Origin of the sequence: Streptosporangium longisporum, assembly GCF_039534895.1 — a bacterium.
Classification (GTDB): Bacteria; Actinomycetota; Actinomycetes; order Streptosporangiales; family Streptosporangiaceae; genus Streptosporangium; species Streptosporangium longisporum.
In genome coordinates this window covers 400,717-421,342 of the sequence record NZ_BAAAWD010000006.1, presented here as the reverse complement: position 1 = coordinate 421,342, position 20,626 = coordinate 400,717, and the positions used below count along the sequence as shown (strand labels likewise).

The window sequence follows — 20,626 nt, the reverse complement described above, 5'->3', positions numbered from 1 at the left end:
GGTTCGTGACGCCGCGCGTGTTCGCTCCCGCGGCTCATGACGCGGGGCCCGCGGACGTGCCACGATTTGGCCCATGGGTCTACCCGATCACCAGATGACGGAGGGGGAACGACGGATCAGGTCGTTCCGCCCTCACTGGAAACGCCTCATCGTGCCGTTCCTCGCGCTGATCCTGATCATCCTGGCGTCCGGTGCCGCCGTCTTCTTCATGCCCGACTTCGAGTACACGTTCTACGCGCTGATCGCGGTGGCCGTGATCAGCGTCGGCCTGCTGACGGTGTGGTCGTTCGTGCCGTACCTGCGCTGGAGGAACACCACGTACGTGCTCACCTCGCACCGGCTCACCATCGGCACCGGCGTGCTGAGCACGTCCGTCGACGACATCCCGATGGCCAAGGTCGTGGCGGTCAGCGCCGACCAGACGCTGACGGAGAGGCTCTTCGGCTGCGGCACGCTCGTCGTGGAGTCGGCGGGCGACAGCGGCCGGATCACGCTCCGCGACATCCCGCGCATCCAGGAGGTGCGGACCGAGCTGTTCCGCGCGATCGACGAGGCGGCCGACGGGGAGCCCTCCGAACCCGGCGGGCGGTGACCGATGGGGCGTGACCTCCCCGACCGGGGCGAGGACCCGTACCGGAACCCCGCGGGGAGCCCCGGAGAGGGGCCCGGGAGCACCGGGGGCCGGATCGGGACGGATGCGGAGGCGGCGGGCACGCGGGAGACGGTCCCGGAGGCGACGGGACCGGGCGGGACGGATCCGGCCGGGCGGGTGCCCGCGGGGCGCCCGACCGCGGAGCAGATCGAGCACCTCTTCGTCGGCACGGCCCCCCGCTACACCCGGATCGAGGTGGCGGCGCTCGCCGGGGTCCCGCAGGAGCTCACCGAACGGATCTGGCGGGCCCTGGGGTTCGCCACGCTTCCCGACGACGCCGTGGCCTTCACCGACGCGGACGTCGCGGTGCTGCTGCGGGTCCGGGCGATGATGGAGAACGGCCTGATGGACGACCGGACCGTCATCCGGATGTCCCGGGCGCTCGGCCAGACCACCGCCAGGCTCGCCCAGTGGCAGGCCGAGATCATGATCGGCGCCATGCTCGACCCCGGGGAGCGGCCGGCCGACGAGGACCTGGCCGCGGTCATGGACACCTCCCGCCGGCTGCTCCCGGACTTCGAGAAGGTGCTGGTGCACGTCTGGCGCGCCCAGCTCGCCGCCGCGGGCACCCGCCTGCTGACCGTCGCCGACATCGACGACCGGATCGCGCCGGCCCGGCTCACGCTGACGGTGGGCTTCGCCGACCTGGTCTCCTTCACCCGGGTCTCCCGGGAGCTGGACGAGCGCGGCCTGGCCGAGCTGGTCGAGGGCTTCGAGGCGCGGGCCTCCGACGTCGTCGCCGAGCACGGGGGACGGCTGATCAAGACCCTCGGCGACGAGGTGCTCTTCTCGGCCTCCGACCCGCGCACGGCCGCGACGATCGCCCTGGACATGGTCGAGACGGTCCGCCGGTACGGGCCGGACGTGCGGATCGGGCTGGCGTACGGCCCGGTGGTGCCGATCATGGGGGACGTGTTCGGCACCACGGTCAACCTGGCGGCCAGGCTCACGGCCATCGCCCGTCCCGGCACGATCGTCGTCGACGACGGGCTGGCCGGGGCGCTGGAGGGCGCGCCCGGCGTCGAGGTGGGCCGCATCCCGCGCCGGCCCGCCCGCGGACTCGGGGTGGTCCAGCCTTATGTTCTGCGCCGGAGTCCTGATAGTCATTGACCGACCACCGAGCTCCGGGTGCGGCCCCGAGGACCGTCCCGCAGGGAGGCGAGCGCACGGAGCCCCGCGAGTACCGTGGAGCCTCGCGAGGGCTCGCGGGGGCTCTCGGGGGCTCTCGGGGGCTCGGAGAGTTTCCGGAACAGATGAGGTGCAGGAATGCCGTACACCGTGCAAGGCGTGGTCGCGCGTGGCAAGGGCGAGCCGGTCTCGCTGGAGACCGTCATCGTGCCCGATCCGGGACCGGGGGAGGCGGTGGTGACCGTCCAGGCCTGTGGCGTCTGCCACACCGACCTGCACTACCGGGAGGGGGGCATCAACGACGAGTTCCCGTTCCTGCTGGGGCATGAGGCCGCCGGGGTGGTCGAGGCGGTCGGCGAGGGCGTCACCGAGGTGGCCCCCGGTGACTTCGTGATCCTGAACTGGCGGGCGGTGTGCGGGAACTGCCGGGCGTGCCTGCGCGGCCGTCCGTGGTACTGCTTCGCGACCCACAACGCCTCCCAGGCGATGACCCTGGAGGACGGGACGCCGCTCAGCCCGGCGCTGGGCATCGGCGCGTTCGTCGAGAAGACGCTGGTGGCGGCCGGGCAGTGCACCAAGGTGGACCCCTCGGCCCCGGCGAAGGTGGCCGGGCTGCTGGGGTGCGGCGTGATGGCGGGCCTGGGTGCGGCGATCAACACCGGCGGGGTGGGGCGTGGCGACAGCGTGGCGGTCATCGGGTGCGGCGGTGTCGGTGACGCGGCCATCCTGGGGGCCCGGCTGGCGGGCGCCTCGAAGATCATCGCGGTGGACGTGGACGACCGCAAGCTCGGCTGGGCCACCGAGTTCGGCGCCACCCACACGGTCAACTCCCGCACCCAGGACGTGGTCGAGACGGTCAAGGAGCTCACCGGCGGCAACGGCGCGGACGTGGTCATCGAGGCCGTGGGCCGTCCCGAGACCTACAAGCAGGCGTTCTACGCCCGTGACCTGGCCGGGACCGTGGTCCTGGTGGGGGTGCCCACCCCGGAGATGACGCTGGAGCTGCCGCTGATCGACGTCTTCGGCCGCGGTGGCGCGTTGAAGTCCTCCTGGTACGGCGACTGCCTGCCCAGCCGCGACTTCCCGATGCTCATCGACCTGTACCTGCAGGGACGGCTGGACCTGGACCGCTTCGTCTCCGAGACGATCGGCCTGGGCGACGTCGAGGAGGCCTTCGCGCGGATGCACCGCGGCGAGGTCCTGCGCTCGGTGGTGATCCTGTGATCGACAAGATCATCACCTCCGGCACCTTCTCGCTGGACGGCGGGACCTGGGACGTCGACAACAACGTCTGGATCGTCGGCTCGGCGAGCGAGGTCGTCGTCGTCGACGCCGCGCACGACGCCGCCGCGATCGCCCGGCGGGTCGGTGGCCGGGAGGTCAGGGCCATCGTGTGCACCCACGCGCACGACGACCACATCGACGCGGCCGCCGAGCTCGCCCAGCGGACGGGCGCGCCGGTCCTGCTGCACCCGGCCGACCAGGTGCTGTGGGAGATGGTCTACGCCGATCTGCCCTATGTCCCGCTCCAGGACGGCCAGGTGCTCTCGGCCGGAGGGGTCGAGCTGACCGTGCTGCACACGCCGGGCCACTCCCCGGGCGCGGTCTGCCTGTACGCCGCGGACATCTGCACGGTCTTCAGCGGTGACACCCTGTTCCAGGGCGGTCCCGGCGCGACGGGGCGGTCCTTCTCCTCGTTCGGCACGATCATCGAGTCGATCAAGGGACGGTTGCTGACCCTGCCCCCGGAGACGGTCGTGCACACCGGCCACGGGCCCTCCACCGTCATCGGCCAGGAGGCGGGTCACCTGGAGGAGTGGCTGGCCAGAGGGCACTGAGGAGGCGCCGAGGGCGTCCGTGAGCGTTCCGGACGCCCCGGGGCATTCCCGGCCACCCACCGGCCGGCCGGAGGGCCTGGGCGGCGTGTGACGGGGGTGCGGGACAAAACCGCGGGGCCGTGCCGGTGACCTGTCCCGGAAGGGCGGGCGGGGTCGCGGGAACGGCAGGAGGGTGTGACGGCCGGGTGAGTGTGCCCTACCTCACATAGGCAAGCCTAACCAAATGAGTTACCTTAGGTGTGCCTTACCTATGGTACCCTCATGAGAGGTCACACCCGCCGTGTACGTATGCGTCTGCCGAGCGGTCACCGAGAACGAGGTGCACGACTGCATCTCGGCAGGGGCGAAGAGTGCGCGCCAGATCCGCGACTCCACGGGCGCCGGTGGCGACTGCGCTTCTTGCGTGCGGAAAATTTGTGCGATCCTGAAGCGGTCTGAAGACTTGATGCCGACCGCATAGCACGAGGAGCCCGATCATGCAGGGCGACAAGAAGATCATTGAACTGCTCAACGAGCAGCTCACCGCAGAGCTGACCGCGATCAACCAGTACTTCCTTCACGCCAAGATGCAGGAGAACTGGGGTTACACCCGGTTGGCCAAATACACCCGCGAAGAGTCCATCGACGAGATGCGCCACGCGGAGAAGCTCACCGACCGCATCCTCTTCCTGGAGGGACTGCCCAACTACCAGAAGCTGGGCACCCTGCACATCGGCCAGACCGTGGCGGAGCAGCTCCGCGCGGACCTGAACGTCGAGCTGGAGGTGGTCACCCGCCTGCGGCCCGCCATCGTCCTGATGCGCGAGAAGGGCGACGCCACCTCGGCCCGGATCTTCGAGGAGATCCTGGAGGACGAGGAGCGCCACATCGACTACCTGGAGACCGAACTGGGGCTGATCGGAAGCCTCGGGGAGCAGCTCTACCTCGCCCGCTACGCCGAGCCGCCGACGGCGGAGTGACATGAATCGAGCGGAACACGCCCACCGGATCCCTTCCGGTCGGGCGTGTTCTGTTTTGTCGGCCGATCCTTTTGGGCCCCTGTGCTTTCGAGGGGCTTACTAGGTGGGGGACCTACCGCTCGGCCTCAGGCCGTTGCGGGATGACTATCCGGGATTTATCAGTGTTTGCCCAGGTCAATGGATAGGTCAACGACACGTCAAACCGCGCGCTGTACCCGGGAAACGATCCCCTAAGGTCCTACGATCGCAACATGACCTGTGTACTACTCGCCGAGGATGACACCTCGATTTCCGAACCATTGGCGCGCGCGTTGCGCCGCGAGGGTTATCAAGTAGAGGTGAGCCCTGACGGCCCGCAGGCTCTGGAACGAGCGCTGTCGGGCGGCATCGACTTGATCGTTCTCGATCTCGGTCTTCCCGAGATGGACGGCCTGGAGGTGGCCCGGCGCATCCGCGCCGAGGGCCACGGCACTCCCGTGCTGATACTCACCGCCCGCGTCGACGAGGTGGACACCGTGGTGGGCCTCGACGCCGGGGCCGACGACTACGTGACCAAGCCTTTCCGTCTGGCCGAGCTGCTGGCGCGCGTCCGCGCCCTGTTGCGGCGCGGCACGTCCGAGACCCCGGTGGTCCAGGGCGTGCGCATCGACGCCGACTCCCGGCGCGCCTGGATGGGCGACAAGGAACTCCATCTGACCACCAAGGAGTTCGACCTGCTGAGGGTCCTGGTCCGGGACGCCGGCAAGGTGGTCACCCGCGAGCAGATCATGCGCGAGGTGTGGGACACCAACTGGTGGGGGTCGACCAAGACCCTGGACATGCACATCTCCTGGCTACGCCGCAAACTCGGGGACGACGCCGCCAAGCCCCGGTACATCACGACGGTTCGAGGGGTCGGCTTCAGGTTCGAGCGCGAGTAGGAGATGCGCCGCCGCCTGCTCTCCTCAACCCTCCTCGTCGCGGTCATCGGGGTGTTGTTGCTCGGCATCCCCCTCGGTGTGGCGGTCAACCGGCTCATCGAGGAGGAGGCGACCCAGGCGCTCTCCTCGCACGCCAAGAGCCTGCTGGGGGAGGTCGAGTACGCCCGGATCCAGGACCAGCCGGTCGACGAGCAGCAACTGGAACGTAAGTACTCCGACCTTTACATTCAGATTTACGCGAAGGGGACACCGCCCCAGGTGATAACGGTGGGCACCGAGCCCCCCGAGAGCCAGAAGATGACCGAGGACGCCCAGTCGGAGAACGGCGTGTACGTCGCGGTCAGCCGGGACAGGACGGAGGTGGAACGCGAGGCGCACGCCTGGCTCTTCCTCATCCTCGGACTCGCCGCGGCTGCCCTGGCGGTCGCGGTGGGGCTCGCCATCGTGCAGTCGCGGCGCCTGACGCTCCCGCTCAGCGACCTGGCGATGATCGCCGAGCGGCTCGGTTCCGGTGACGCCCGGCCCAGCAAGCACCGCTACGGGATCCAGGAGCTCGACCGGGTGGCCGAGGTGCTGGACCGGAGCGCGACCCGCATCTCGGACTTGCTGGCCAGGGAGCGGGAGTTCGCCACCGACGCCTCCCACCAGCTCCGCACCCCGCTCACCGGCCTGACCATGAGGCTGGAGGAGATCGTCGCGGCCGCCGACGAGCCCGGCATCGTCAAGGAGGAGGGCGAGGCCGCGATCGTGCAGGCCGAGCGGCTGACCGCCGTGATCGACGAGCTGCTGGCCACCGCCAGGAGGCAGCGTCAGGCCCAGGCCGAGATCGTGGAACTCGACGCGCTGCTCGACCAGCAGTTCATCGAGTGGGGGCCGGCGTTCCGCCGGGCCGGGCGGAGGCTGAAGCTGGCCGGCACGCGCGAACTCCAGGCCCTGGGCACCGGGGGCGGCATCGGCCAGGTCGTCTCCACCCTGCTGGAGAACTCGCTGGGGCACGGCGACGGCACGGTGACCGTGACGACCAGCGTCAAGGAGAGGTCCGTCGTGATCGAGGTCGCGGACCAGGGCAGGGGCATCCCCGACGACCTGGCCCCGAGGGTCTTCGAGCGGAACGTCAGCGGGGGCGGCAGCACGGGTCTGGGCCTGCCTCTGGCCAGGGCTCTGGCCGCCGCCGACGGCGGGCGCCTGGAGCTGGTACGGCCCCGTCCCGCGGCGTTCGCGCTCTTCCTGCGCCAGGTGGGGGACACCGGCAGGAACCGCGTCGTGCGCGGGCCCGCCTGACCGCACGGGACGGCCCGTCGCGGCGTCCTCGTCCGCGGCGCGGGGGCCGGGCAGGGTTTTGCGGGGGCTTGCGGGGGTTTGCGGGCTCAGTGCTGCCGGGGCGGCCGCACGTCCTCCTCCTGGGTCGTGTTCAGCAGGTACACGTGGCCGTTCACCTGGCCGGTCGGCGCCGGGGCGACCGGGGTGACGCCCGGCAGGAAGACCCACTTCTTGTAGGACCAGAACCGGAACAGGGTGCCGAGCCCGGTCCCGATGAGCAGCGCGACGTTGTAGCTCAGCGCGTCCTCCAGGCCGAGCGTGTAGGTCACGAAGCCGATCACCAGCAGGGAGATCAGCAGGCCGATGCCGTTGAGCACGAAGAACAGGAAGTACTCGCGGGCCAGGCCGCTCTGTTCCCGGTCCTTGAACGTCCAGTGGCGGTTGCCGAGGTAGGCGAAGGTGGCCGCGACGACGGTGGCGATGACCTTGGAGGTGAGCGGCCCCCAGTCGAACCCGAACCGGAGCAGGTTGGTGGTACCGGTGTCGATCAGGAAGGCGATCGCGCCGATCGCGCCGAACTTCGCCAGTTCCCGTGCCAGCCCGGCGAGCCGCCGGTAGCCGTTTCGGAGAAACTCCACGTCCGTGCACGGTCCTTTCGGGTCGACCGGTGATCCACCACGTCGGAGGACCTCGAACACTCTCGGATCAGGGTACCGGTGCGGCGCGCGAGGCCGCGTGACATCATCTCGATTTTCTCATAGTCCCCATCAGGGACTATTCACGAAATGTCGTATATTGCGGCTCGGGAAGACGCCCCGGCGTCACGCCAGGCCGGTGGATCGCGGGGAACCTCCGGACCCCTCCGGGGTGGAGGGGGCGCCACCCCGGCGCAGGACACGCCGGGCGGTCGTGCCTGCGAGGCGACCCGGAACGGCCGCCCGGCTCCCGCGCCGATCCCGCCCCCGACCGACCAGCCGACCGGCCGACCGGTCCCGTACCGGGGGCGGTACACTCGACCGCCGTGAGCAGCCATTCTTCGGCCCATCCCCGCGGACCCGTCGTCGGCATGATCGGGGCGGGCCAGCTGGCCCGGATGACCCAGCAGGCGGCCATCGCCCTCGGCGTCGAGCTGAGGGTCCTGGCGGGCTCGCCCGACGAGAGCGCCGCCCGTGTGATCGCCGACGTGCGCCTGGGCGACCACCGGTCCCTGGCGGACCTGCGCGACCTCGCCAAGGGGTGCGACGCGGTCACCTTCGACCACGAGCACGTGCCCACCGAGCACGTCCGTGCCCTGATCGAGGACGGCTTCTCCGTGCACCCCGGCGCCGACGCGCTCGTGCACGCCCAGGACAAGGCCGTGATGCGAGAGCGGCTGACCGCGATCGGCGCCCCCTGCCCGCCCTGGCGGCGGGTCGGGACGGCCGCCGACGTCGAGGCTTTCGCCGCCGAGCACGGCTGGCCCGTCGTGCTCAAGGCGGTCCGCGGGGGGTACGACGGGCGGGGCGTCTGGGTCTGCCGCTCGGCCGGGGACGCGGCCGAGGTGCTGGCCTCCGGCGTGCCGCTGATGGCCGAGGGGTTCGTGACGTTCGAGCGGGAGCTCGCCGTGCTGGTCGCCAGGTCGCCGCACGGGCAGGGCGTCAGCTACCCGGTGGTGGAGACCGTCCAGCGGGACGGGATCTGCGTCGAGGTGCTCGCCCCCGCGCCAGGCCTCGATCCGGAGCTGGCCGCCGCGGCCCAGGAGATCGCCCTGAACATCGCCAAGGAGCTCGGCGTGACCGGCCTGCTGGCCGTGGAGATGTTCGCCGTCCCCTCCGGCCTGATCGTGAACGAGCTCGCCATGCGCCCGCACAACAGCGGGCACTGGACGATCGAGGGTTCCCGCACCTCCCAGTACGAGCAGCACCTGCGCGCCGTCCTCGACCTGCCGCTCGGGTCTCCCGCGCCGACCGCCCCCGTCGTGGTGATGGCCAACCTGCTGGGCGGCGACGACCCCGACGTCTTCGCCAGGTACGAGCACGTGATGGCCCACGATCCCGGGATCAAGGTCCACTTCTACGGCAAGGAGGTGCGGCCGGGGCGCAAGATCGGCCACGTCACCGCGCTCGGCACCGACCTGGACGAGGTCCGCGCGCGCGCCCGGCACGCCGCGGTCTACCTCACCGAGGGCCGGTACACCTGAGAGCCGCCGTCACCGGGGCCCGGCCGCCCCGGTGGTACGGCATCATCGGGCACGCGACCACCGGGCGCGACGTCCCCAGGGCGTGACCGCCCCCGGAGCACGGCATCACCGAGAACGCGGCCCCCGCGGCCCGCAGGCAGGGAGAGATCATGGTCACCGTCGGCATCGTCATGGGCAGCGACTCCGACTGGCCGGTGATGAGACTCGCCGCCGAGGCGCTCGCCGAGTTCGGGGTGGCCTTCGAGGCCGACGTGGTCTCCGCGCACCGCATGCCCGAGGAGATGATCGCCTACGGCGCCGGGGCGGCCGGACGCGGGCTGAAGGTGATCATCGCGGGTGCCGGGGGAGCCGCCCACCTGCCGGGCATGCTCGCCTCGGTGACCCCCTTGCCGGTGATCGGCGTGCCCGTCCCGCTGAAGTACCTCGACGGCATGGACTCCCTGCTGTCGATCGTCCAGATGCCGGCGGGCGTCCCGGTCGCGACCGTCGCCGTCGGGGGCGCCCGCAACGCGGGCCTGCTGGCCGTGCGGATCCTGGCCGCCGCCGACGAGGGGCTCAGGGCGAAGATGGAGGCGTTCCAGGTCGCCCTCAAGGAGCAGGCCCATGCCAAGGGCGAGCGACTCCGCGCCGAGGCCGCCCAGCTCGGAGCCTGATTATTCCCGTTTTGACCACCATTTTAGGGAATTGCGGATAGACGGGAATACGGGGGGAAGGAGATGATTCTCGCAGATTCGGGAGGTTGAGAATCATGAGGAATGCGATCCGTGCCACCCTTGGGCTCACCATGGCGGTCCTGGCCGTGTTCGGCAGCGTGGGCGCCGGTGAGAGCCGGTCACCGGCCCACTCCGACGTGAGCTCCATCTCGGCGCGCTGACACCCGCCCGCGGTTCCCGGTCTTTCCCCGCCCTTTCACGGGCCTCGCACCCGCGGGGTTCCCCTCTGTCACCGACACCCCCGTCCCCGGTCCCTTGAGGGATCGTTCGTCCTTTCCGGGCCTCGTGCCCGCGGATCCGCGCGTCCCCGTACCCCCGTGTTCCCGTGTTCCCGTGTCCGCGCGACCACCGGCGCCGAAGGCGGTCCCGGTCTATCGTGTCGTGTACGTGGACCGCGGCATCGAAGGGGACGTCATCGATCGCCCCGAGACGTGGCGGAGATCCACACCCGTTCCGTAGAGAGCTCCGCGCGGGGCCCCGTCCCGGCCGGCGGGCATTGAGCGACGAAGGTGAGGGGCGACATGGACGCGGACCTCAGCAAGGCCGTCTGGCGCAGGGCGGCTCCCGAGGGGGACGGTGACGGCAACTGCGTCGAGGTGGCCGTGGTCGACGACGTCGGCGAGGGCCACAAGGCCGGGACCGGCCCCCTGTACGTGCTGCGCGACTCCAGGAACCCCGAGGGGCCGAAGTTGTTCTTCACCCGGGCGGAGTGGGACGCCTTCGTCGGCGGGGTGAAGCTGGGGGAGTTCGACGACTGATCGCGCGGGGGCTCACGATCCCGGCCGGTCCGGGCGGCCCCCGCCCTCGGGCGACGGACCGGAACGCCCGTCCCCAGGGCTTTTCATGACCCAGGTCAACGTTTCTCCGTGCCCATCTCCCTGAAATATCCACTAAAAGTATCGTTAATCCAAATTGAAGGCGATTTTATGTATTTGCCTTTTATGGCGGATACGGTGGAGAGCGAAAGATTCGAGAGATCGGCAATGAAGAGAGGTGGCCATGAACTTCAATGCGATCTTTTCCGGGACTTCCCGGCTCGAGCACGACCCGGACCGCTGGAGACGCCGCTACCGGCGTCGGCGCCGCTGGTACAGGGACTACTGGTACTACTACTGGTGACGTGAAGCACGGCGGACCGGGGAGCGACAAGACTCCTCGGACGCCGGTCGCGAAAGCGGCGGGCCCCCGGCCGATATCGGGAGCCCGCCGCTTTCGTGTGAGATCACCGTCGCGCGAATCGCCTCCCGCGTGAAGCCCCTCCTGTGTGAAGCGGTCCTTCGCGTCGGGTGCCGTTCACGGGGGACGGCCTTCGCACGAGGCGATTCCTCGTACCCGGCGGCGTCCCCGTGAGGCGCCACCGTCCCCGGGCCGCCGGGCGGACCCGGGGCCGGGACCGGGGGTCAGGGACGGCCGAGGGCGCGGTAGTGCCAGCCCGCCGCCCGCCAGACCTCGGCGTCGAGGGCGTTACGGCCGTCAACGATCTTGCGGGAGGCCACCACCGAGCCCAGTTCCTCGGGATCCAGGGCGATGAACTCCTGCCACTCGGTCAGCAGCAGCACGACGTGGGCGTCCTTGGCCGCCTCCAGCGCGGACCCCCCGTAGGACAGGTTGGGGTGGGCACGGCGGGCGTTCTCCTGGGCCACCGGGTCGTAGACGGTCACCCGGCCGCCCTGTTCCCTGATCTTCACCGCCACGTCGAGGGCCGGGGAGTCGCGGATGTCGTCGGAGTTGGGCTTGAAGGCCGCGCCGAGCACCGCCACCGTACAGCCGCGGAACGACCCTCCGGCCAGCTCGCGGGCCAGGTCGACCATCCGGGCGCGGCGGCGCATGTTGATCGCGTCCACCTCGCGCAGGAAGGTCAGCGCCTGGTCCGCGCCGAGCTCCCCGGCACGGGCCATGAAGGCCCTTATGTCCTTGGGCAGGCACCCCCCGCCGAAACCGAGCCCCGGGTTGAGGAACTTCCCCCCGATGCGGTCGTCGAAGGAGAGCGCCAGCGAGAGCTGCTTGACGTCGGCGTGCGCGGCCTCGCAGACCTCGGCCATCGCGTTGATGAAGGAGATCTTCGTGGCCAGGAAGGCGTTCGCGGCCACCTTGACCAGCTCGGCCGTCGGATAGTCGGTGATCACTATCGGGGTGCCCATCTCCAGCATGGAGGCGTACACCTCCCGCATGACCTTCTCGGCCCGGTCCGAGGCGACGCCCAGCACGATCCGGTCGGGGTGCAGGGTGTCCTTCACCGCGAACCCCTCGCGGAGGAACTCGGGGTTCCACGCCAGTTCGGCGCCCGCGCCGATGGGCGCGAGCCGGGCCAGTTTGTCGGCCAGTCGCTGGGCGGTGCCCACCGGGACGGTGGACTTGCCGACGACCAGGCACTCACGGTTCAGGTGGGGGGCGAGCGACTCGATGGCGGCGTCCAGGTAGGACACGTCCGCGGCGTACTCCCCGGGCTTCTGGGGGGTGCCCAGGCACAGGAAGTGCACGTCCCCGAAGGCCGCGGCCTCCTCGTAGGAGGTGGTGAAGCGCAGCCGCCCGTTGGCCAGGTTGCGCCTCAGCACCTCCTCCAGCCCGGGTTCGTAGATGGGCAGATCCCCGGCCTGAAGGCGGCCGATCTTCTCCGCGTCCACGTCGAGGCTGAGCACTTCGAAGCCCAGCTCGGCCATGCATGCGGACGTCGTCGCACCGAGGTATCCGGTTCCCACCATCGTCAGGCGGTAGGCCACTGGTGCTCCTTTCGGTTCTGCCCAATTCTTTGCCGTCAGGGTATCGGCATCCGACACGGTCACTTTGCCACCTGCGCAAACGCCGGGACAGAGATCTGACGGGGTGGATCGCTCCATACTTTGTTGGACGTCCTACTATTTGCCCATGAGCTACCCTCTCTACGCGTTGCCCGAAGAGCACCAGATGCTCCGCGAGACGGTCCGCGCCCTCGCCGACGAGAAGATCGCCCCCCGCGCCGCCGAGGCCGACGAGACCGGGGAGTTCTCCTGGGACGTCTACAAGGCGCTCGTCGCGGCGGACCTGCACGCCGTGCACGTTCCCGAGGAGTACGGCGGTGCCGGTGCCGACGCCCTCGCGACCGTCATCGTCATCGAGGAGGTGGCGCGGGCCTGCGCCTCGTCCTCGCTGATCCCCGCCGTCAACAAGCTCGGCACCGTCCCGCTGCTGCTGTCGGCCTCCGAAGAGCTCAAGCAGCGCTACCTGGCACCGGTCGCGCGGGGCGAGGCGATGTTCTCGTACGCCCTGTCGGAGGCGGAGGCCGGCAGCGACGCGGCCGCCATGAAGACCCGCGCGGTGGCGGACGGCGACCACTACGTGCTCGACGGCGCCAAGATGTGGATCACCAACGCCGGAGTGTCCGAGTACTACACGGTGATGGCCGTCACCGAGCCGGGCGTCGGGGCCAGGGGCATCTCGGCGTTCGTCGTGGAGAAGGGCGACGAGGGCGTCAGCTTCGGCGCCAAGGAGCGCAAGCTGGGCATCAAGGGCTCCCCGACCCGCCAGGTCATCCTCGAGAACGTGCGGATCCCCGCCTCCCGCCTGATCGGCGAGCCCGGCACCGGCTTCAAGACCGCGCTGGCCACGCTGGACCACACCCGCATCACCATCGCCGCCCAGGCGCTCGGCATCGCCCAGGGCGCCCTCGACTACGCGGTGGGGTACGTCAAGGAGCGCAAGCAGTTCGGCAAGGCCGTCGCGGAGTTCCAGGGCGTGCAGTTCATGCTCGCCGACATGGCCATGAAGCTGGAGGCCGCCCGGCAGCTCACCTACGCGGCCGCCGCCAGGTCCGAGCGGGCCATGGAGGGCGAGCCGCAGAAGGACCTCACCTTCTTCTCCAGCGCCGCCAAGTGCGCCGCCTCCGACGCCGCCATGGAGATCACCACCGACGCCGTCCAGCTCCTGGGCGGGTACGGCTACACCAGCGACTACCCGGTCGAGCGCATGATGCGCGACGCCAAGATCACGCAGATCTACGAGGGCACCAACCAGATCCAGCGCATGGTGATGGCCCGTCAGCTGCTGAAGTAGACCCCGGAGCGCACGGACCCCGACCCACCCTTCGGGGACGGGGTTCGCCGGTCCATGTGCCGGACGTCACGACCCGTGGCGGTCGCCGTCCTGGAGGGGGGCGTCAGGGTGAGCCGGGGGCGGGTGAGGGGCCGCGCCAGTCGAGGCACACGGTGGTCGCGTCGTCGGCCATGTGCCCCTGACAGGCGTCTATCACCGCGGCGACCAGGGCCTGGACGACCTGCCTGGGGTGCTGGTGGCGGGTGTCGCGCAGGAGGGCGGGCAGATCGACGGCCGCGGCGCCGCGTTCGTGCATGCCGTCGGTGATCAGCAGCAGCCGGTCGCCGGCGCGCAGATCCAGGCGCTGCACCCGGTAGGAGCCGCGCGCGGAACCGCGCAGAGCGATGCCGAAGGGCGGGTCGATCTGCAACGTCACCTCCGTCACCGTGCCCTCGCGCAGGCGCAGCGGCCAGGGATGGCCGGCGTTGACGAGTTCGGCGCCGGTGCCGTCCATGCCGATGCGCAGCAGTTGCCCGGTGGTCATGGCGCCGCGACCGTGGTCCAGCATGGCCTGGTGGGCCTGGCGTGCCTGCTCGGCGATGTCGGCGCCCGCGCGGCGGGCTCCGCGCAACGCGTTGACCGTGAGGGTGGCCAGCAGGGCCGCGTCGACGTCATGGCCCATGGCGTCGGTGAGGGAGACGTGCAGATTCTCATGATCGAGGGCGTAGTCGTAGGTGTCGCCGCCGATGTCGTCGGCGGGCACCAGGCCCGCGGCGAGGGTGAAGTCGGCCGCCTCGCAACAGGAGGCGTCCGGAAGAAGCCGGTACTGGATCTCCGCGGCCAGGCTCGTCGGGGTGGTGCGGCGGCGCACGTGGTAGAGGTCGGTGAAGCGCCGGTCGGTGATGATGATGTACGCCAGGGCGTGCGCGGCCTGGGCGACCTGCTCCAGCACGTCGTGGTCGAGGGAGGGAACGGTCACCTCCAGCACCCCGATCGCGTCGCCGCGGTTGCTGACCGGTGCGATCACCCTCCGCCCGCCCTCGCCGTCGGCCACCGAGTACGGCTCCTGGGTGCGCAGCACGTCCTCGTAGTCGCTGCCGTCGAGCCGGATGTACTCGGCACCCTGCTTGTTCTGCACCGTGCTCTGCTCGGTCACCCGCACCAGTTCGCGTCCGATGAGGTCGACGAAGAGGAAGGACACCCGCTTGGCCCCGAACCGCTCCCGCAGGTTGCGCGCCACCACGTCCAGGGACTCCATCGGCGCGGCGGCCTCCGCGGCAGCCAGTACCTCGGCCAGCCTCAGCCGTTCCTCGGCCATACCGCCTCCTTCGTCTTCTTCCGTCGGTCACATCCGGCGGGATGGCGCATGAGCCGACCTTCCCATGGTCCCGTTCCCGCGGGTCAGGCGGCCACTGGATCGGTGGCGGGGCCGTCATGCTTCCACCGGCCGGGCCGTCGACCGCCGAGCCGGCCCTCCCGCGCGGGGGGCAAAGGCGACGCCCGGCCACATCGGGGTGGTCCGGACCCGAGGTGAGAGGTGAGGGGCCCCGGCCGGTGCCGGAGGTTTCCCGGCCGGCCGCCCACGACTCCGCCGCCCTGACGGTGCCGGCCCGCACCCGGTTCGATCCTTCAGTTCCCGGCGCCGAAAATCTACAGTGGCCGGAGTAGACATCTGTGGTGGGCGGGGGTAGTGTTCCTGACATCGCAAGGAACGGATCCACGAGGGCAGAGCAGGACGTAGGCATCACGACGAACTGCCCGGACGAGCGTGGACAGCTGGACGATCAAAGACGATGCAGTGAAGAAGGACGAACGTCGGACGTGCCGGAGCCGGGTGGTCGAAGGGTTCCGGTCGTGGACGCACCGCCACGGCGGTGAACGACAGACACGTCGGACGTGCCAGGACCAGCGGTAGGCGAAGGGTCCCGGCCGTGGGCGAAGCAGCCGCGGTACGAGGTGAGCGGGCAGGACGTCGGACGTGCCGGAGCCGAGCGGTCGAAGGGTTCCGGTCGTGGACGCACCGCCACGGCGGTGAACGACAGACACGTCGGACGTGCCGGAGCCGGGTGCTTGAAGGGTTCCGGTCGTGGACAGGCCGCTACGGCGGTGAACGACAGACACGTCGGACGTGCCAGGACCAGCGGTAGGCGAAGGGTCCCGGCCGTGGACGGCGCGGCTGCGGTACGCACGTGATGCATGTAGTTCAGGTAGGCCGGCCCCAGGGCCGGTGGACGGTGTTGAATCTCGAGGGCCCCGGCGCATCATGGCGCCGGGGCCCTGTCGGTGTTCTCCCGGAGAACGTACGACGCTCTCCGGGAGAACGTACGACGTGAGCGGGTCAGCCCGGCACCAGGGTCCAGGACTGCTGGTCGTTGACGAAGGCGGCGGACGTGCCCGCGACCTGGAAGGAGTCGGCGCGGCCGTTGTAGGGGTCGAAGGTCGACTGCAGGGCGGTGCCGCGGGCCTTGTTGACCAGGCGGTAGTAGCCGTCGGACGTGGCCGTGATCCGCCAGAGCTGGGCGTCACCGGCCTCCGCCGGGGTGTTCATGATCTTGTAGTTGCCGGTGCCGCCCGGGTAGGGGTCGGCCGTGGTGGTGAGCCGGGCGCCGGGATATCCGACGTTGGTCAGGGTGTGGTAGCCGCCCCCGGCGTCGGCGATCTGCCAGCGCTGCTGGTCCCAGCCCCAGGAGGCGGGGGTGACGGCGGAGGCCCGGCCGGCGCCGCCGTCGTAGGCCTCGCCCGCCGAGTGCAGCGCGACGGTCGGCTGTGCCTTGTTGACCACCCGGAACACTCCGACCGGGCCGGTCCGGCGGCCGGTCGCGAAGGCCGTCCCGTGGCTGGTCGGCCTGCCGCCGGCGTCGTGGAGGGTGGAGAACAGGCAGGTGGGGCTGTGAGAGCAGTTGTCGGCGAACCAGGCGTAGCGCTGGACGTAGGGCAGGCTCTCCAGCAGCGCGACGATCTTCTGGATCGCGGTGTCGGCGCGGGCGTGGGTGGGCGTGCCGTACATCGCCTTCCAGGCCGAGGTGTCGATGGTGCCGATCTCGGTGAGCCAGATCGGCTTGCGCCACTTGTTCCAGGCGTCGGCGAGGATGCCGCGTACCTCCTCGACGACACCGGGGTTGGTCCAGTCGGGGTAGATGTGCAGGGTGATGACGTCGACCCGGTAGCCGCGCTGCTGCGCGCCGGTCATGAAGTCGTCCAGCCAGCCGCTCCAGTAGTTCGCGGGCGCGGGGCTGCCGAGGGTCAGGCCGGTGCTCTGCAGGGACGGCCACGTGTCGAGCGCCTGGGTGACGGTCATGTTCGCCTGGTCGGCGAGGTCGGGCTCGTTGAAGCCGAGCAGGTGGGTGTACCTTCCCTGCTGCCGTCCGGTCGTCAGCGCCGAGATCGTGGCAGGGGTGGCCGCCGCGCCGTTCCACACCATGGGGACGAACTCGACGCCGTTTCCCGCCTGCCCGGTGGTCGACCAGTTGTAGTACCAGCGGGAGCCGGTGGCCGCCAGGCGGGCCTGGTCGCCGCTGTAGGCGATCGCGCCGACGCCCTTCTTCGGGGTGGGGTTCACCGGTACGCCGCCGGCGTAGTCGACGAGGTAGGCGACGTCGCCGGTGGCGGTGACGGCGGCTCCGGTGCCGTTGACGACGTGGTGGATGCCGCCGCTGCCGGCGAGGAAGACGGAGGCCATGCCGTGCAGGGCGACGCCGGCGCGGTCGGGCACCTCGATCGCCCGGTCGGCGAAGACCCGCTGGTTCTGGTTGAAGAAGGAGTAGACGCCCAGGCCCCAGGCCTGGTGGGTGGTGACGGACGCTCCCACCCGGTAGGAGGCGTAGCCGTTGGACGCGCCGTTCCTCCAGGAGGCCTGGCCGGGCGGGTCGTAGGGCAGCTCGCTCTGGTAGAAGACGGTACGCCCGCCCTGGCCGTTCCAGACGGTCTGGTGCTTCTGGTAGTGCTCGACGAACAGGCCGAGCGCGGTGACGTCGTCGCCGTTGACGGTGACGCCGGTGTCGGCGGTGTTGGCCGACCACCCCACGCCCGTCCCGTGGTCGGCGCGCCAGGCCCAGATGTTGTCGATCAGGACGTCGTCGCTGTTGACCAGCAGGCTGTTCGTCGCCCTTCCCGCAGTGGCGCCTCCGATGCGGAAGAACACGTCCTGGACGGAGACGGGGTCGGCGGCGTGGGACACGCCGGTCTTGGCGGCACCGACCGTCAGGAGGTTCGGCGAGGTGACGGGCCCGGCGTCGACCATGAGCCCGGCGAGCCGGACGCCGTCGACGTCCGCGACCTCCAGGGCCGCGGTGCCGGTGGTGGGCTGCAGCGTGGCGAGCCCGAGGCCCAGCACGACGGTGCCGGCCCGTCGCACCGCGAGCGCCCGGTCGAGCCGGTAGATCCCGGGGGTCAGCAGCAGGTGCCTGCCCGCCGCGAGGTGGGCGTTGATGGTGGCGGCGGTGTCGGCGGGCTTGGCGATGTGGAAGGAGGAGATCGGGATCGAGGTGCCCGGCGAGGCTCCCCCGGCCCACGTGGTGCCCGAGGACGCGGTGCGCAGCGAGGGCACGAACACCGAGTAGGCGCCGGAGGCGTCCACGGTCAGGAAGGGCTTCTCCCTGCTGACCGGTGTGCTGGCGAGCGTGGTCATCTGCGGGTCGGGGAAGCTCTGCGGAGGGGCGCCCCGGACGCCGGAGAAGACGGTGTTCCACACCGATCCGCTCCAGCCGCCGATCCGGCTGTCGCGGGTGTAGTACTGCTGCTGGGTGGTGGCGTCCACCCGCCCGTCCACCGCCGAGTCGGCGATGAAGCCGCCGCTGGAGTAGCCGAAGTTGGCGGTGCGCAACTGCAGGTCACCCCGTACGTGGACGCGCCGCAGCGGTGCGGCCTGGGAGACCGCCCACCGGTTGACGCCGCCCGCGGGGGTGATCGAGAGGTTCTCGGCCGAGCGCCAGAAGTTCGTGAGCGCGTTCTCCCCGGCGGGTGAGGAGTCGGGCCGTCCTTCGACGCGGACGGCACCGTTGACGACCACGTCGTCGGGGGAGGAGCCGAGTCCGGCGACGGAGGTGTAGTAGCCGATCTTCGCGTCCACGGTGTAGTTGCCGGGCTTGAACAGGAAGGCGGTGCGCCGGGTACCGAACTCGTCGTCCTTCTGGGCGGCGTACGCGTCGTCGAGCCGGGCCTGGACGGTGGCCGCGGGCGTCGACGGGTCGAAGACCGTGACGTTGGGGCCGAAGTCCGGCGCGGCCGCGTCGGCGCTCCGGGCGGGGAGGACGGTGAGGGCGCCGGTGAGGAGGGCCACCGCGGTGAGCGTGCCTGTCAGCCGCAGGGCGTGGCGGCGGTGGCCGCCGGGTGGCCGGAGCGGGTGTCTCCGGGCGTCGATGGACATGATGCGATCTCCGATCTCGGGGGGTGTGGGCATGGCGGACGGAACGCCGATCGGGGAGGGGAACGCGTGCGCGGGAGCCGCCGGGCCGCGGTGCGGCGGTGCGGGTCCAGGGTCGGGGAGGGGGGCGGGAGGTGGGAGCCGTCCCGGTGGGAACGGCGGGGCCGGGCCCGGCGTGCGGCGGGGAGCGTCCACGACGCCGCCCCGGAATGTTAAATCGTTTTAGAAGATCCCGGGTTCCGTTAACGTACGTGTAATGCGGAAGACCGTCAAGACTCGTTCCGGTCAACGATGCCCGACCCGGTCCGAGGTCCAGGAGGGTGTTCGCGTGCTTCGGTGGGCCGAAGTGGGGAACGTTGCCCACGAGGGTCCCGCCTGTACGATTCGGGTGTGACGTCGTCCGGAGGGGGAGACATGGATTCGGGCGCCCGGCGGCGGCGGGTGACGATCGTCGACGTGGCCAGCCGCGCCGAGGTCTCCACCACGGCGGTGTCGAAGGTCCTTCGCAACGCCTACGGGGTCAGCCCCGCGATGCGCGAGCGCGTCAGGGCGGCGATCGACGAGCTCGACTACCGGCCCCAGGCCGCGGCGCGCGCCATGCGGGGCCGGACGTTCACCATCGGCGTCCTGCTGCCCCACATCAGGAACCCCTTCTTCGCCGACATCCTCGACGGGCTCCAGGAGCAGGCCGGCAAGGCCGACTACCAGGCGATCATGATCCAGGGCGGGGAGAACCCGCAGGCCGAGGAGCGGGCGATCAACGCGCTGGTCGACCGGCAGGTGGACGGGATCCTCATGGTCGTCCCCCTCACCTCCCGGCCGCGCCTGGAGGAGATCGCCAAGGACGTGCCGACCGTCGTGCTGGGCCGCCACGAGCGGTCCCCGGTCTTCGACTCGGTCTTCGACGACGACGAGCTCGGCGCCGAGCTGGCGGTGGAGCACCTGATCGCCCTGGGGCACCGCAGGATCGCGCACATAGGGCAGAAGGACAAGAGCCGCGCCCGGCCGGTGGACCTGCTGCACACGATCAGGGCGGAGACCTACCGGCGCGTCATGCGCGACCACGGGCTCGACGGCGAGATCGACGTCGTCGCCACCTCGTACACCGAGGAGGGCGGCTACGTGGGCGCCCGTGAGCTGCTGGGCCGTCCGGAGCGGCCCACGGCCATCTTCGCCGGCGCCGACCTGGCCGCCCTGGGCGCGATGGCGGCGGCGCACGAGGCCGGGCTGTCGGTGCCCGGGGACATCTCCATCGCCGGCTACGACAACACCAGGATGGCGGCCCTTCCCAACATCTCCCTGACCACCGTCGAGCAGGACGGCGTGGTCATGGGACGGACCTCCGGGCGCCTCCTGCTGGAGCGGATCGAGGGGCGGACGTCGTCGGTGCGCTTCTCGGTGACGCCGTCGCTGGTGGTCCGCGACTCCACCGGCGCCCCGCCCCGGCCCTGAGCCGCCGGGACCGGGTAGGACGATCGAGATGGGACGGGCCGATGAGCTGGGAAAACAGTGGGTAACGTTATCCGTAATGACGCGATATCGTGTGCGTGTGCAGGATGATCTCCCAGCGTTTCAGCGGGTAACGGTTGAGAATCGTTGCCCGCTGG

General features: G+C 70.6%; 18 protein-coding genes. 14 read left to right on the top strand and 4 right to left on the bottom strand.

Going from position 1 to position 20,626, the window contains the following annotated elements:
* The first annotated feature begins 73 nt into the window (after positions 1–73).
* From ABD832_RS05925 to ABD832_RS05890, 8 genes are all read left to right on the top strand, one after another.
* The gene (locus tag ABD832_RS05925; RefSeq protein WP_344889524.1) at positions 74–592 is read left to right on the top strand and encodes a PH domain-containing protein; all 519 of its coding nucleotides are present in this window, start codon (positions 74–76) and stop codon (positions 590–592) included.
* A gap of 3 nt (positions 593–595) precedes the next feature.
* Positions 596–1,762 carry an adenylate/guanylate cyclase domain-containing protein gene (locus tag ABD832_RS05920; protein ID WP_344889521.1) on the top strand — a complete coding sequence of 389 codons (1,167 nt, stop codon included), beginning with the start codon at positions 596–598 and terminating at the stop codon, positions 1,760–1,762.
* 156 nt (positions 1,763–1,918) lie between these two features.
* The gene (locus ABD832_RS05915; protein ID WP_344889518.1) at positions 1,919–3,004 is read left to right on the top strand and encodes an S-(hydroxymethyl)mycothiol dehydrogenase; all 1,086 of its coding nucleotides are present in this window, start codon (positions 1,919–1,921) and stop codon (positions 3,002–3,004) included.
* Positions 3,001–3,618, top strand: a complete 618-nt coding sequence (locus ABD832_RS05910; RefSeq protein ID WP_344889515.1) for an MBL fold metallo-hydrolase — start codon at positions 3,001–3,003, stop codon at positions 3,616–3,618. Before ABD832_RS05915 ends, ABD832_RS05910 begins: the two co-directional genes overlap by 4 nt.
* A gap of 280 nt (positions 3,619–3,898) precedes the next feature.
* The gene (locus ABD832_RS05905; RefSeq protein ID WP_344889512.1) at positions 3,899–4,078 is read left to right on the top strand and encodes a (2Fe-2S)-binding protein; all 180 of its coding nucleotides are present in this window, start codon (positions 3,899–3,901) and stop codon (positions 4,076–4,078) included.
* 16 nt (positions 4,079–4,094) lie between these two features.
* Entirely contained in the window at positions 4,095–4,577 is a 483-nt protein-coding gene (gene bfr, locus ABD832_RS05900; RefSeq protein WP_344889510.1) for a bacterioferritin, read from the top strand.
* A gap of 251 nt (positions 4,578–4,828) precedes the next feature.
* A complete protein-coding gene (locus ABD832_RS05895) occupies positions 4,829–5,497 on the top strand; it encodes a response regulator transcription factor (RefSeq protein ID WP_012888073.1) in 669 nt (222 codons plus the stop codon).
* A gap of 3 nt (positions 5,498–5,500) precedes the next feature.
* Positions 5,501–6,778 carry an ATP-binding protein gene (locus ABD832_RS05890; RefSeq protein ID WP_344889506.1) on the top strand — a complete coding sequence of 426 codons (1,278 nt, stop codon included), beginning with the start codon at positions 5,501–5,503 and terminating at the stop codon, positions 6,776–6,778.
* 86 nt (positions 6,779–6,864) lie between these two features.
* Here the strand turns inward: ABD832_RS05890 and ABD832_RS05885 are convergent, their stop codons facing one another.
* Positions 6,865–7,395: a GtrA family protein gene (locus ABD832_RS05885; RefSeq protein ID WP_344889503.1), complete on the bottom strand. Its 531-nt coding sequence runs from the start codon at positions 7,393–7,395 to the stop codon at positions 6,865–6,867.
* A gap of 428 nt (positions 7,396–7,823) precedes the next feature.
* Here ABD832_RS05885 and ABD832_RS05880 point away from each other — a divergent pair, with 428 nt between their 5' ends.
* The 4 genes from ABD832_RS05880 (at position 7,824) to ABD832_RS05865 (ending at position 10,407) form a co-directional block, all read left to right on the top strand.
* Positions 7,824–8,936, top strand: coding sequence for a 5-(carboxyamino)imidazole ribonucleotide synthase (locus ABD832_RS05880; protein WP_344893345.1), 1,113 nt, complete (start codon positions 7,824–7,826; stop codon positions 8,934–8,936).
* A gap of 149 nt (positions 8,937–9,085) precedes the next feature.
* A complete protein-coding gene (gene purE, locus ABD832_RS05875; protein WP_344889500.1) occupies positions 9,086–9,589 on the top strand; it encodes a 5-(carboxyamino)imidazole ribonucleotide mutase in 504 nt (167 codons plus the stop codon).
* A gap of 95 nt (positions 9,590–9,684) precedes the next feature.
* The gene (locus ABD832_RS05870; RefSeq protein WP_344889497.1) at positions 9,685–9,810 is read left to right on the top strand and encodes a hypothetical protein; all 126 of its coding nucleotides are present in this window, start codon (positions 9,685–9,687) and stop codon (positions 9,808–9,810) included.
* 360 nt (positions 9,811–10,170) lie between these two features.
* The gene (locus ABD832_RS05865; RefSeq protein WP_344889494.1) at positions 10,171–10,407 is read left to right on the top strand and encodes a DUF397 domain-containing protein; all 237 of its coding nucleotides are present in this window, start codon (positions 10,171–10,173) and stop codon (positions 10,405–10,407) included.
* A gap of 642 nt (positions 10,408–11,049) precedes the next feature.
* Here the strand turns inward: ABD832_RS05865 and ABD832_RS05860 are convergent.
* A complete protein-coding gene (locus ABD832_RS05860; protein WP_344893342.1) occupies positions 11,050–12,351 on the bottom strand; it encodes a UDP-glucose dehydrogenase family protein in 1,302 nt (433 codons plus the stop codon).
* A 163-nt stretch (positions 12,352–12,514) separates the two neighbouring features.
* Here ABD832_RS05860 and ABD832_RS05855 point away from each other — a divergent pair, with 163 nt between their 5' ends.
* On the top strand, positions 12,515–13,678 hold the full coding sequence (locus ABD832_RS05855; protein ID WP_344889492.1) for an acyl-CoA dehydrogenase family protein: 1,164 nt from the start codon (positions 12,515–12,517) through the stop codon (positions 13,676–13,678).
* Positions 13,679–13,781: 103 nt separating this feature from the next.
* Here ABD832_RS05855 and ABD832_RS05850 read toward each other — a convergent pair whose 3' ends face one another.
* Positions 13,782–14,975 carry a PP2C family protein-serine/threonine phosphatase gene (locus ABD832_RS05850; protein ID WP_344889489.1) on the bottom strand — a complete coding sequence of 398 codons (1,194 nt, stop codon included), beginning with the start codon at positions 14,973–14,975 and terminating at the stop codon, positions 13,782–13,784.
* A 1,020-nt stretch (positions 14,976–15,995) separates the two neighbouring features.
* Positions 15,996–19,022 carry a glycosyl hydrolase gene (locus ABD832_RS05845; protein ID WP_344889486.1) on the bottom strand — a complete coding sequence of 1,009 codons (3,027 nt, stop codon included), beginning with the start codon at positions 19,020–19,022 and terminating at the stop codon, positions 15,996–15,998.
* 411 nt (positions 19,023–19,433) lie between these two features.
* Here ABD832_RS05845 and ABD832_RS05840 point away from each other — a divergent pair, with 411 nt between their 5' ends.
* Positions 19,434–20,471 (top strand): LacI family DNA-binding transcriptional regulator, encoded by a 1,038-nt coding sequence (locus tag ABD832_RS05840; protein ID WP_344889483.1) that lies wholly within the window; start codon positions 19,434–19,436, stop codon positions 20,469–20,471.
* Positions 20,472–20,626: the final 155 nt, after the last annotated feature.

Excerpts from the sequence above, each read along its gene's own strand:
- bfr (WP_344889510.1), top strand. The coding sequence starts at position 4,095 with ATGCAGGGCGACAAGAAGATCATTGAACTGCTCAACGAGCAGCTCACC.
- ABD832_RS05915 (WP_344889518.1), top strand. The coding sequence starts at position 1,919 with ATGCCGTACACCGTGCAAGGCGTGGTCGCGCGTGGCAAGGGCGAGCCG.
- ABD832_RS05870 (WP_344889497.1), top strand. The coding sequence starts at position 9,685 with ATGAGGAATGCGATCCGTGCCACCCTTGGGCTCACCATGGCGGTCCTG.
- ABD832_RS05865 (WP_344889494.1), top strand. The coding sequence starts at position 10,171 with ATGGACGCGGACCTCAGCAAGGCCGTCTGGCGCAGGGCGGCTCCCGAG.
- ABD832_RS05890 (WP_344889506.1), top strand. The coding sequence starts at position 5,501 with ATGCGCCGCCGCCTGCTCTCCTCAACCCTCCTCGTCGCGGTCATCGGG.
- ABD832_RS05880 (WP_344893345.1), top strand. The coding sequence starts at position 7,824 with ATGATCGGGGCGGGCCAGCTGGCCCGGATGACCCAGCAGGCGGCCATC.
- ABD832_RS05925 (WP_344889524.1), top strand. The coding sequence starts at position 74 with ATGGGTCTACCCGATCACCAGATGACGGAGGGGGAACGACGGATCAGG.
- ABD832_RS05860 (WP_344893342.1), bottom strand. The coding sequence starts at position 12,351 with ATGGTGGGAACCGGATACCTCGGTGCGACGACGTCCGCATGCATGGCC.
- ABD832_RS05845 (WP_344889486.1), bottom strand. The coding sequence starts at position 19,022 with ATGTCCATCGACGCCCGGAGACACCCGCTCCGGCCACCCGGCGGCCAC.
- ABD832_RS05920 (WP_344889521.1), top strand. The coding sequence starts at position 596 with ATGGGGCGTGACCTCCCCGACCGGGGCGAGGACCCGTACCGGAACCCC.
- ABD832_RS05840 (WP_344889483.1), top strand. The coding sequence starts at position 19,434 with ATGGATTCGGGCGCCCGGCGGCGGCGGGTGACGATCGTCGACGTGGCC.
- ABD832_RS05850 (WP_344889489.1), bottom strand. The coding sequence starts at position 14,975 with ATGGCCGAGGAACGGCTGAGGCTGGCCGAGGTACTGGCTGCCGCGGAG.
- purE (WP_344889500.1), top strand. The coding sequence starts at position 9,086 with ATGGTCACCGTCGGCATCGTCATGGGCAGCGACTCCGACTGGCCGGTG.
- ABD832_RS05895 (WP_012888073.1), top strand. The coding sequence starts at position 4,829 with ATGACCTGTGTACTACTCGCCGAGGATGACACCTCGATTTCCGAACCA.
- ABD832_RS05855 (WP_344889492.1), top strand. The coding sequence starts at position 12,515 with ATGAGCTACCCTCTCTACGCGTTGCCCGAAGAGCACCAGATGCTCCGC.